This is a genomic window from Agromyces tardus, from assembly GCF_003710805.1.
Lineage (GTDB): Bacteria > Actinomycetota > Actinomycetes > Actinomycetales > Microbacteriaceae > Agromyces > Agromyces tardus.
Map to the genome: position 1 here is coordinate 1 of NZ_RHHB01000077.1, position 9,951 is coordinate 9,951.

The window sequence follows — 9,951 nt, forward strand, 5'->3', positions numbered from 1 at the left end:
CTCGCGGGCCTGGTCGCCGCGGCGACGGTCGTCGGCGTCGCGATCGGCCTCGTGGCCGGCGCCCTCACCGGGCCCCAGCTGGCGCGCGCGGTCGTGCCCGGCGCGCCCGCCGCACTCGCATCCGGTCTCGGCGTCGCGTGGCTGCCGTGGGCGACGGGCATCCTCGTGCTCGCGGTGGCGACCCTGCTCGCCGGGTTCGCGGCCGCCACGGCGGTGCGCCGACAGGCGGCGCGACCGGGCACCGCGGAGGCGGAGCGATGAGCGGGGCTCGGCGGCATCCGGGGCTCTCGGCGCCCAGCCTGCTCTGGCGCCACTCCGCGACCGACCCGGGCGCGGCCCTCGTCGTGGCCCTGCTCGTGCTGCTCGGCTGCTTCCTCGCCGTCGCGACGCCACGCACCGTCGCCGCACTGCACACGGCCGCGCTCGCGGAGCAGCTGGCCGCGCGTCCGGCCTCGGAGCTCGACCTCACGGCCGAGGCGCGCTCCGGGCCCGATCCGGGCCCCTCGGAGGGCGCGTCGACGCTGCCCGACGACGTCGACGCGGTGTGGGGCGCCCAGGAGCAACGGCTGCGCGACCTCCGCTCGGCCCTGCCCGAGCCCCTGCGGGGGGCCACGGGCGATCCGCTCACCGTGCTCGTCGCCGACCCCGTCGTCGCCGCGGTGCCCGGCGCCGAGCCCGGCGGCCCGATCTACCGGATCCAGCCCGGCTTCGACCCGCGCCTGCGCGAGCACGTCCGGCTCACCGAGGGCGACTGGCCCGCGGCCTTCGCCGGCGAGGTCCCCGGAAGCACTCCCGCCGAGATCGTGCTCGCCGATGCGGTTGCCGAGCGGCTCGCGTGGGCCGTCGGTGAACGGCGCGACGTCGCGGTGCTCGGCGGCACCCTGCCCGTGGTGCTCTCGGGCACCGTCGAGCCGGTCGATCCCGAAGCGGGGTTCTGGACGCACCTGCCCACGGGGCTCCGGGCATCGGTCATCGACAACGGCATCTCCGCGCCCACGTACACGGGGGTCGCCTACCTCGACCCGGGCTCCTGGCAGCGTTTCGCGACGAGCGTCGCCGCACCCGTCATGCAGGTCTGGCTGCCGATCGAACTCGACCAGGTGCGCGCGACCGACACCTCGCTGCTCTCGGCGCAGCTCGGCGAGTTCGGCAGCGTGGCGCACTCCCTCGGCTCGGGCGCGTGGATCGAGATCCCCCCGCCGCCGACCTCGACGCCCGGCACCTTCGTCCCCTACCTGTCGTACTCGGTCGTCGGCGACGTCGGCTTCACGAGCGGCCTGCGCGACGCCCTCGTCGCGGCGGCCGTGTCCGCGACCGCGGTCGACGCCGTGCTCGCCACCATCGCCTCGGGACCGGTGGGCGTCGTCGTGGCCGTGCTGCTGCTCGGCGCCCGCGTGGTCTTCGAGCGCCGGCGCGCCGGGCTGGAGCTCGCGGCCGCCCGCGGCGCGTCGCCGGGGCAGCTCCGCGGCATCCTCGCGCTCGAGGGCCTCGCGATCGCGGTGCCCGCCGCCATCGTCGGCGCGGCGGTGGGCGTCGCCGCCGTTCCCGGCGACCTCGGCATCGAGGGCTGGTGGATCGCGGCGGGCTTCGCCCTCGTCCCCGCCGCGCTGCTCGTCTCTCGCGCGCCCGCGCTCAGCCCGCTGCGCCGTGCCCGATCCGACCTCGGTGGCCGTTCGGGACGGTGGCGTGCCGTGCTCGAGGCACTCGTGCTCGTGCTCGCCGCGGTCGCGGTCCTGCTGCTCGTGCGCCGCGGCGTCGGGGATGCGCGGCCCGGCCAGGGGGTCGACCCGCTGCTCGCGGCGACCCCGCTCCTGCTCGCGCTCGCGGCCTGCGTGCTCGTGCTGCGGCTCTACCCGCTGCCGCTCGGCCGCCTGGTGCGCCGGATGGCGGAGCGGCCCGGGCTCGTGCCGTTCCTCGGCGCGGCGCGGGCGCTCCGCGATCCCACGGCGGGGCTCGTGCCCGTGCTCGCCGTGGTCGTGGGGGTCGCCGTCGCCGTGACCTCGGCGGTGCTCCTCGGCACCGTGCGTTCGGGAACCGAGGCGGCGTCGGCGGAGCGCGTGGGCGCCGACGTCGCCGTGAGCGGCGCGCCCTTCACGCGAGCGCAGCTCGACGCCTTCGAGGCGGTGCCCGGCGTGGAGGCCATCGCCCCCGTCTACTCCACGCGACCGGGCCGCCTCGAGGTCGACGGCCGCGATCGCACGGCGACGATCGTCGTCGTCTCGGCCCAGGAGCTGCGCCGCGTGCAGCAGGGACGCCCCGACGCGATCGACCTGCCTGCGGGCCTCGACGCGACCGGCGGCGAGGCGACGCCCGTGCTCGTGTCGCGACCGATCGCGGACTTCCTCGCCCAGGGCGGCGACGCGGAACTCGACGGCGAGCCGTTCGAGGTCATCGGCGTCGCGGATCCGAGCACGCCCTTCACCGGCCGCCCCACCTGGATGCTGATGGACCGCGAGAACGCGGCCCCCTTCACCGAGACCCTCGTGCCGCGATCGGTGCTCGTGCGGCTCGCGCCCGGTGCCGACGCGGCGGCCGCCGTCTCGGCGCTGTCCGAACTCGCAGGGGCCGAGGCCGCAGTCACGACGGCCGACGAGCTGGCCTCCGAGCTGGGCTCGCGGCCCGACGCGCGCGGCCTCACCGTGGGCCTCGTCGCGGCCATCGTGATCTCGACCCTGCTCACGGCGCTCGCGATCACGCTCACCCTCGCCGTCGGCCGGCCCGCCCGCGAGCGGCTCCTGCCCCTCCTCGCCACCCTCGGCCTCGGTCGACGAGGCGAGCGCGCCCTCGTGGGCTGGGAGATCGCGCCGGTCACGGTCGCCGCGGTCGTCGCCGGCGTGGCCCTCGGCGCCGTCGTGCCCTGGATCGTGCTCGCGGGCGTCGACGTGCGCACCTTCACGGGCGGCAGCACGGCGCCGCTCGTCGCGTACGACTGGCCGCTCATCGGCGCGATCGTCGCGACCTCCATCGCGGTGTCGATCGCCGCCGCGGCCGTCGCCGCGAGCGTGGGCGCCCGGGCGAGCGCAGCCCGCGCGACGCGCATCGAAGAGGAAAGGTGACCCATGTCCGATCCGATCAGTCAGCCGAGGGAGGCGAACGCGCCGCAGGAAGCGCGGGCGCCGCACGGCCCCTCGGAGCCCCACATCCTCTGCACCGACCTCGTGCGCATCTTCAGCGCCGACGGCGTCGAGGTGCAGGCGCTGCAGGGACTCAACCTGCGGATCGATCCGGGTGAGCTCGTGGCGGTGGTCGGCGCGTCGGGCTCGGGCAAGTCCACCCTGCTCACGATCCTGTCGGGACTCGACACCGCCACGGCCGGTGTCGCCCGGGTCGCAGGCCACGACCTGCTCGCGATGGGCGCGCGCGAACGCGTGCGGTACCAGCGCCACACCGTCGGCTTCGTCTGGCAGCAGACGTCGCGCAACCTCCTCCCCTACCTCACGGCCGGCGAGAACGTGGCCCTCGCGATGAACGTGGCACGAACCCGGCGCGGCGCCGCCCGCGAGCAGCGGATCGCCGAGCTGCTCGACCTGCTCGAGGTGTCGGATGCCGCGGACCGCCGCCCCGGCGAGCTGTCGGGCGGTCAGCAGCAGCGCGTGGCCATCGCGGTCGCGCTCGCGAACGACCCGACCGTGCTGCTCGCGGACGAGCCCACAGGCGAGCTCGACGAGGCCACATCGGTCTCGGTGCTCCAGGCGATGCGCGGTGTCAACGAGCAGCTCGGGGTGACGATGCTCATCGTCACCCACGACCCGTCGGTGTCGGAGCACGTGCGGCGCACCGTGCAGATCCGCGACGGCCGCACCTCGACCGAGGTGCTGCGCTCGACGCGCGTCGACGCAGCGGGTGCGATCGAGGCGGTCGCCGAGGAGTTCGCGGTGCTCGACCGGGTCGGACGGCTCCAGCTCCCGCAGGAGTTCGTGACGGGGCTGGCGCTGCGCGATCGCGTGCGGCTCGCGCTCGAACCCGACCACGTGTCGGTGTGGCCCGGTCACGACGGCGCGGCGCCACGGCCGGCGGCATCCGCGGAGGTGACCGAGTCTGTCGCCGAACCGGGCGCGCCCGCCGCCGAGGTGGGCGAGCCGGCCGAGTCCGCAGTCGCCGGCTCCGAGCCGACCCCCGCTCGCGACGCACCGCAACGCGGTCGACACGCCGCCGGCGGCCCCGCCCCCGACCACGCCGAGGAGGCACCATGACCACGCTCCGCGCCGAATCCGTCAGCCGCACCTTCGAGGGGCGCGGGGGCGCCGTGCACGCGGTCGCGGGCGTCTCGCTCGAGGTGCACGCCGGCGAGCTGCTCGTGGTCACCGGGCGCTCGGGCGCGGGCAAGACCACGCTGCTCAACCTGCTCGGCGGCCTCGACCGGCCGACCGGCGGACGCGTGCTGCTCGGCGACCAGGACCTCTCGACCCTCGACGACGACGCGCTCGCGACGGTGCGGCGCGACCGCGTCGGCTACGTGTTCCAGTCGTTCGGGCTCATCCCCGTGCTCTCAGCTGCCGAGAACGTCGAGGTGCCCCTGCGGCTGCAGCGGATGCCGCCGGCCGCCCGGGATGCGCGCGTCGCCGAGGTGCTCGACCTCGTGGGCCTCGGCGCGCACGCCGCCCAGCGACCCTACGAGCTCTCTGGCGGCCAGCAGCAGCGCGTGGGCATCGCCCGCGCGCTCGCGGCGGAGCCGCAGGTGCTGCTCGCCGACGAGCCCACCGGCCAGCTCGACAGCGGCACGGCCGCGAACGTGATGGACCTCATCGTCGAACTCGTGCACGCGCACGGTGTGGCGGCGGTCGTGACGACCCATGACCCCCTGCTGGTCCGACGAGCCGACCGGCTCATCGAACTGCACGACGGCGCGGTGACGCTCAGCGCACCCGCACCGACAGGCACGTGACGCAGCCCTCGAGCTTCTCGAACTCGCTGATGTCGACCGTGACGACGCGGTAGCCGAGGCCCGAGAGCATCTCGGCGGTGCGCGGTGCGGCGGCCGACATGAGCAGCGTCTCGTCGGACAGCTCGACGACCGCGACGCCCTCGGGCTCGGGCACCGGGAGGAAGCTCGGGAACAGCGAGGACGCGTCGAGCAGGTCGGGGTGGCCGATGACCGTGCCGTCGGGCAGCGCCGTGACGGAGCTCTTGAGGTGCAGCACCTTCTCGACGGGGACCGCGACCACCCGGTACCCGCGGGGACCGACGATCGCGCGCAGCTGGCGGATGCCCTCGCCGTTCGTGCGGCTCGACGCCCCCACGTAGACGGTGGACCCGACCTTGAGCACGTCGCCGCCGTCGAGGGTGCCGGGTGCGAGGATACGGGCCACCTCGACGCCGGGGATCGCCCGCACGGCGCGCTCGACGGCCTCGACCTCGGGCCGGCGCGCCTCGGCGCCGGGGTGGGCGAGCACGGCGAGGTCGCCGAAGAACACGACGGTGTCCTCGACGAACACCGAGTCGGCGAGCTCGGGGGCGGCGTCGACTTCGACGGTCTCCCAGCCCTCGGCGACGAGCGCGGCGCAGTAGTTGTCCCACTGCTCATCTGCCCGCGCGTGATCGACGGGCCGACGCTCGAGGTGGGTGAGGAGACCCTCGTCGAGGTTCGAGGCGGGGATGCGCACGAGCGCCACCCGCCGCGGCGCGCGCTTCGGCGCGTAGCCGAGCACCCCGCGCAGCACCCGCGGCGCGAGCAGGACCTCGGCGAGCACGACGGCGACGATGAAGACGAGGTTGAGGCTCACGAGCGAGCCGAGGATGAAGGCGCCCACGTCGCCCGAGTACGAGGCGCCCGCCCGGTAGAACGTGGCGCTCGTGGCGATGAGCGCCGCGAGCACGGCCGAGGCGAGTCCCGTGATGAGCGCGAGGAACCACACGCGGGTCGCGCCGACGGCGTTCGCGATCGCGAGGAGGCCCCACGCCAGCAGCGCGCCGAGCCCGAAGAGCGGGATGACCTGGCCCAGCACGGCCGGGTTCTGGCTGTTCGCGACGAACGCCGCGAGCACCGCCGCACCGAAGCCGACCGCGGCGACGGCACCCGCGGAGGCGATCGCCGCGATGCTCCGTCGCGCCACGGAATGGCGCGGCGTGGAGCGGGCAGGGGGCATCGCGGCGGGGGTGGCGGGGGACGTCATGGCACGAGCCTATCGGCCCCCCGCCGCCCGTCAGCGCGCTGCGTCGAGGCGTGCCGTCGCGAGCCGTTCGGCTGCCTCGAGCGTCGTCGAGCCCGTGGCATCCGCTTCGCGCAGCACCGCGCCGACGGTGTCGCCGATGCCCGCGATGCGGGCGTCGAGCTCGTCCTGGCCGATGCCCGGAGTGGAGGCGAGGTCGAGGTAGACGACGCCGCCGGCGTTCACGACGAAGTCGGGCGCCCAGGCGATGCCGCGCTCGCGCAGCAGCTCGGCGACCTCGCGCGAGGCGAGCTGGTTGTTCGCGGCGCCCACCACCGCGCGCACGCGCAGTTCGCGCACGACCTCGGGCGTGAGCACGCCGCCGAGGCCGCAGGGCACGAACACGTCGGCCTCGACGCGGTGCGCGTCGGCCGCGTCGACCCAGGTGGCGCCGAGCTCGTCGGCGAGTGCGCGCTTGCCCTCGAACACGTCGGTGACGGTGAGGCGCGCGCCGCCCGCGGCGAGGGCGCGCGCGAGGCGTCCGCCCACCTGGCCGAGGCCGGCGATCACGAAGTGGCGGCCGGCGACGTCGCGGCTGCCCGTGACGTGCTCGAGGGTCGCGAGGATGCCCGCGTGGACGCCTGCCGCCGTGGCATCCGCCGGCTCGCCGACGCCGCCCTGCTCGGCGGGCAGGCCGCACACGTGCTCGGTGCGCTCGTGCACGACGGCCATGAGCTCGGCGCTCGTGCCCACGTCTTCGGCGGTCATGTAGGCCCCGCCGAGCGACTCGACGGCGTCGCCGAGGTCGAGCATGGCGTCGTGGCGGCGCGCCTCGTCGAGGGTCTCGCCCGCGGGGATGCAGACGACGGACTTGCCGCCGCCGCGCGCGAGGCCGGCTGCCGCGTTCTTGAGGGTCATCGCCTGCGAGAGGCGGAGGGCGTCGGCGAGCGCGTCGGTCCAGTGCGGGTACTGCCAGACGCGGGCCCCGCCGAGGGCCTGGCCGAGTGCAGTGGAGTGCACCGCGACGATGATGGTGAGTCCCGAGCGCGGACCCCGCGTGATGAGCACGCGCTCATGGTCGGGGGCGTCGAGGGGAAGTGCTGCGTGGGCCTCGGGAGCGGGTGCCGGGGCGTGGGTGATCGTCATCGACCGTGTTCTCCTTGTTGTTCGCCTTGTGGGCGGTGCCGTGCCGGCGCCTCGTGAGCGCCGTTCGATTCAAGGGTACTCCGCAGCGGATGCGTCGAGCCGTCGGTCGAGTAGGCCGAAGGCCGTATCGAGACCAGCACGAGCGGGTCTCGATACGGCGCTGCGCTCCTGCTCGACCGTCGGAGGCCTAGTGGAAGAAGTGCCGCTCGCCCGTGAAGTACATGGTGACGCCGGCCGCCTTCGCCGCCTCGACGACCTCCGCGTCGCGCACCGATCCGCCGGGCTGCACGATCGCCCTCACCCCCGCGTCGATGAGGATCTGCGCCCCGTCGGCGAAGGGGAAGAAGGCGTCGGATGCCGCGACCGACCCCGCGGCCCGCTCCCCCGCCCGCTCGACGGCGAGCTTGCACGAGTCGACGCGGTTGACCTGGCCCATGCCGACACCGACCGAGGCGCCGCCCGAGGCGAGCAGGATCGCGTTCGACTTGACCGCACGGCAGGCACGCCACGCGAACTCGAGGTCGGCGAGGGTGGCCGCATCGGCGGGCTCGCCCGCGGCGAGGGTCCATTCGGATGCCGCGGCGAAGTGCCGGTCGGCCTGCTGCATGAGCAGTCCGCCCGAGACCTGGCGGATCTCGACCGCGGTGGGCGTGAACCCGTCGGGCAGCGTGAGCAGGCGGATGTTCTTCTTCTTGGCGAGCAGCTCGAAGGCCTCGCCCTCGAAGGCGGGCGCGACGAGCACCTCGGTGAAGATCTCGGACACGGTCTGCGCCATCGCGAGGGTCACCGTGCGGTTCGCCGCGATCACGCCGCCGAACGCCGACACGGGGTCGCACTCGTGGGCGCGGCGGTGCGCGTCGGCGATCGCGTCGTCGGCGCCGGTCGCCGCCACGGCGATGCCGCACGGGTTGGCGTGCTTGATGATCGCCACGGCGGGCTCGTCGAAGTCGAAGGCGGCCCGCACCGCGGCATCCGCGTCGACGTAGTTGTTGTACGACATCTCCTTGCCGTGCAGCTGCGTGGCCTGGGCGATGCCGGGGCGACCGCCGACCGAGGCGTAGAGCGCCGCGCGCTGGTGCGAGTTCTCGCCGTAGCGCAGGTCGGCGTCCTTCGTCCACGTGCCGCCGACCCACGCGGGGAACGGCGACTCCTCGACGGGCTGGTCGGGCGCGACGACGCTGCCGATCCAGGAGGCGACGGCGACGTCGTACGAGGCGGTGTGACGGAACGCCTCGCGTGCGAGCTCCGCGCGCTGCGCGAGGGTGGTGCCGCCGGCGGCGACCGCGGCGATGATCTCGTCGTAGCGATCGGGCGAGACCACGACGGCGACGTTCGCGTGGTTCTTGGCCGAGGCGCGCACCATCGCGGGGCCGCCGATGTCGATCTGCTCGATGACGGCCTCGGGCGCGGCCCCCGCGGCGACCGTCTCGGCGAAGGGGTAGAGGTTCACGACGACGAGCTCGTAGGGCTTGATCGCGAGCTGGGCGAGCTCGCGCTCGTGGTGCTCCAGCCGCAGGTCGGCGAGCAGGCCCGAGTGCACGGCCGGATGCAGGGTGCGCACGCGTCCGTCGAGGTGCTCGGGGTAGCCCGTGACCTCGGCGACCTGCGTGACCGGCAGGCCCGCGTCGGCGATCGCCTTCGACGTGCCGCCCGTCGAGATGATCTCGACGCCGGCGCCCACGAGCGCCGTGGCGAGCTCGACGAGGCCGCGCTTGTCGCTCACGGCGATGAGCGCGCGCTTCACGGGCACGACGTCGCGGCGGCGGTAGAGGCTCGGGTCGTGGCTGGGGCCGCTCATGCGGAGAGCTCCTTCAGGTCGAGGTGCGAGTTGGCGATGTCGAGCACGGTCTGGATGAGCAGGCGCCGCTCGACGGGCTTGATGCGGTCGTGCAGCGAGGTCTCGGTGTCGCCCGGCAGCACCGGCACGCGCTCCTGGGCGATGATGGGCCCGCCGTCGACCGAGTTGTCGACCACGATGAGGCTCGCACCCGTCTCGGTGACGCCCGCGGCGAGCGCGTCGCGCACCCCGTGCGCGCCCGGGAACTCGGGCAGGTAGGCGGGGTGCGTGTTGATGAGGTACGGCGAGAACGCGTCGACGACGCCGGGCGGCACGAGGCGCATGAGCCCCGACAGCACGACGAGGCCCGGATTCCAGCGCCGCACCTGCTCGACGAGCGCCTCGCCCCACGCGTCGCGGGACTCGTAGGCGGTGAACGGCACCGTGAACGCGGGGATGCCGAACTCCTCGCCGAGCGCGAGGCCCTCGCACTCGCGGTCGGCGCCGATGGCGACGACGCGCGCCGGGAATTCGGCGTCTTCGGAGGCTTCGAGGAGGGCGCGGAGATTGGATCCCGTGCCCGAGATCAGCACGACGAGCTGCAGCACCATACGAGCCTACCGGGCGCGCGGTCGAGCGGATGCCGCGGCATCCGCTGCTCACCTGAGCATGCCGCGCGTGCCGCAGCCGCTCAGCGGGGCAGCCGCGCGTCGTCGAGCACCTCGGTGTCGGAGCCGTCCCGGTCGGCCGGAGCCGCGTCGCGGCGGTCGCGATCACCGAGCCCGTCGTCGCGCATCGCCCGCGGGTCGCCCGGCGCCGACACGTCGCCGTGCCGGACACGCGAACGGGCCGCGAACGCCCCGGCCACAGCGCCCACGCCGACGCTCGCGGCGGCGGCGGCGGCGACGAGGAACGCGTCGGGACCGACGACGGCGAGCC

At 75.0% G+C, this 9,951-nt stretch carries 9 protein-coding genes; 4 read left to right on the top strand and 5 right to left on the bottom strand.

Annotated features, from left to right (window positions below):
- The 4 genes from EDM22_RS19730 to EDM22_RS18865 form a co-directional block, all read left to right on the top strand.
- The coding region (locus EDM22_RS19730; protein ID WP_212591996.1) for a hypothetical protein at window positions 1-261 on the top strand (261 nt) is incomplete at its 5' end.
- Window positions 258-3,056, top strand: coding sequence for an FtsX-like permease family protein (locus tag EDM22_RS18855; RefSeq protein WP_122938625.1), 2,799 nt, complete (start codon window positions 258-260; stop codon window positions 3,054-3,056). The genes EDM22_RS19730 and EDM22_RS18855, both read left to right, overlap by 4 nt.
- 3 nt (window positions 3,057-3,059) lie before the next feature.
- Window positions 3,060-4,193, top strand: coding sequence for an ABC transporter ATP-binding protein (locus EDM22_RS18860; RefSeq protein ID WP_122938627.1), 1,134 nt, complete (start codon window positions 3,060-3,062; stop codon window positions 4,191-4,193).
- Complete coding sequence (locus tag EDM22_RS18865; RefSeq protein WP_122938628.1) at window positions 4,190-4,885, top strand: ABC transporter ATP-binding protein; 696 nt, start codon at window positions 4,190-4,192, stop codon at window positions 4,883-4,885. Before EDM22_RS18860 ends, EDM22_RS18865 begins: the two co-directional genes overlap by 4 nt.
- Here EDM22_RS18865 and ddaH read toward each other — a convergent pair.
- The 5 genes from ddaH to EDM22_RS19735 all read right to left on the bottom strand — a co-directional run.
- Window positions 4,857-6,113 (bottom strand): dimethylargininase, encoded by a 1,257-nt coding sequence (gene ddaH / locus EDM22_RS20205; protein WP_281274117.1) that lies wholly within the window; start codon window positions 6,111-6,113, stop codon window positions 4,857-4,859. The two genes, EDM22_RS18865 and ddaH, sit on opposite strands and share 29 nt — an antisense overlap.
- A gap of 30 nt (window positions 6,114-6,143) precedes the next feature.
- On the bottom strand, window positions 6,144-7,235 hold the full coding sequence (locus EDM22_RS18875) for a Glu/Leu/Phe/Val dehydrogenase dimerization domain-containing protein (RefSeq protein ID WP_122938629.1): 1,092 nt from the start codon (window positions 7,233-7,235) through the stop codon (window positions 6,144-6,146).
- A 187-nt stretch (window positions 7,236-7,422) separates the two neighbouring features.
- Window positions 7,423-9,033 (bottom strand): bifunctional phosphoribosylaminoimidazolecarboxamide formyltransferase/IMP cyclohydrolase, encoded by a 1,611-nt coding sequence (purH, locus tag EDM22_RS18880; protein ID WP_122938631.1) that lies wholly within the window; start codon window positions 9,031-9,033, stop codon window positions 7,423-7,425.
- A complete protein-coding gene (purN, locus tag EDM22_RS18885; protein ID WP_122938633.1) occupies window positions 9,030-9,620 on the bottom strand; it encodes a phosphoribosylglycinamide formyltransferase in 591 nt (196 codons plus the stop codon). The genes purH and purN overlap by 4 nt, the downstream gene beginning before the upstream one ends.
- Before the next feature lie 83 nt (window positions 9,621-9,703).
- Window positions 9,704-9,951: hypothetical protein (locus EDM22_RS19735; RefSeq protein ID WP_425455162.1), on the bottom strand; the 248-nt coding region annotated here is incomplete at its 5' end.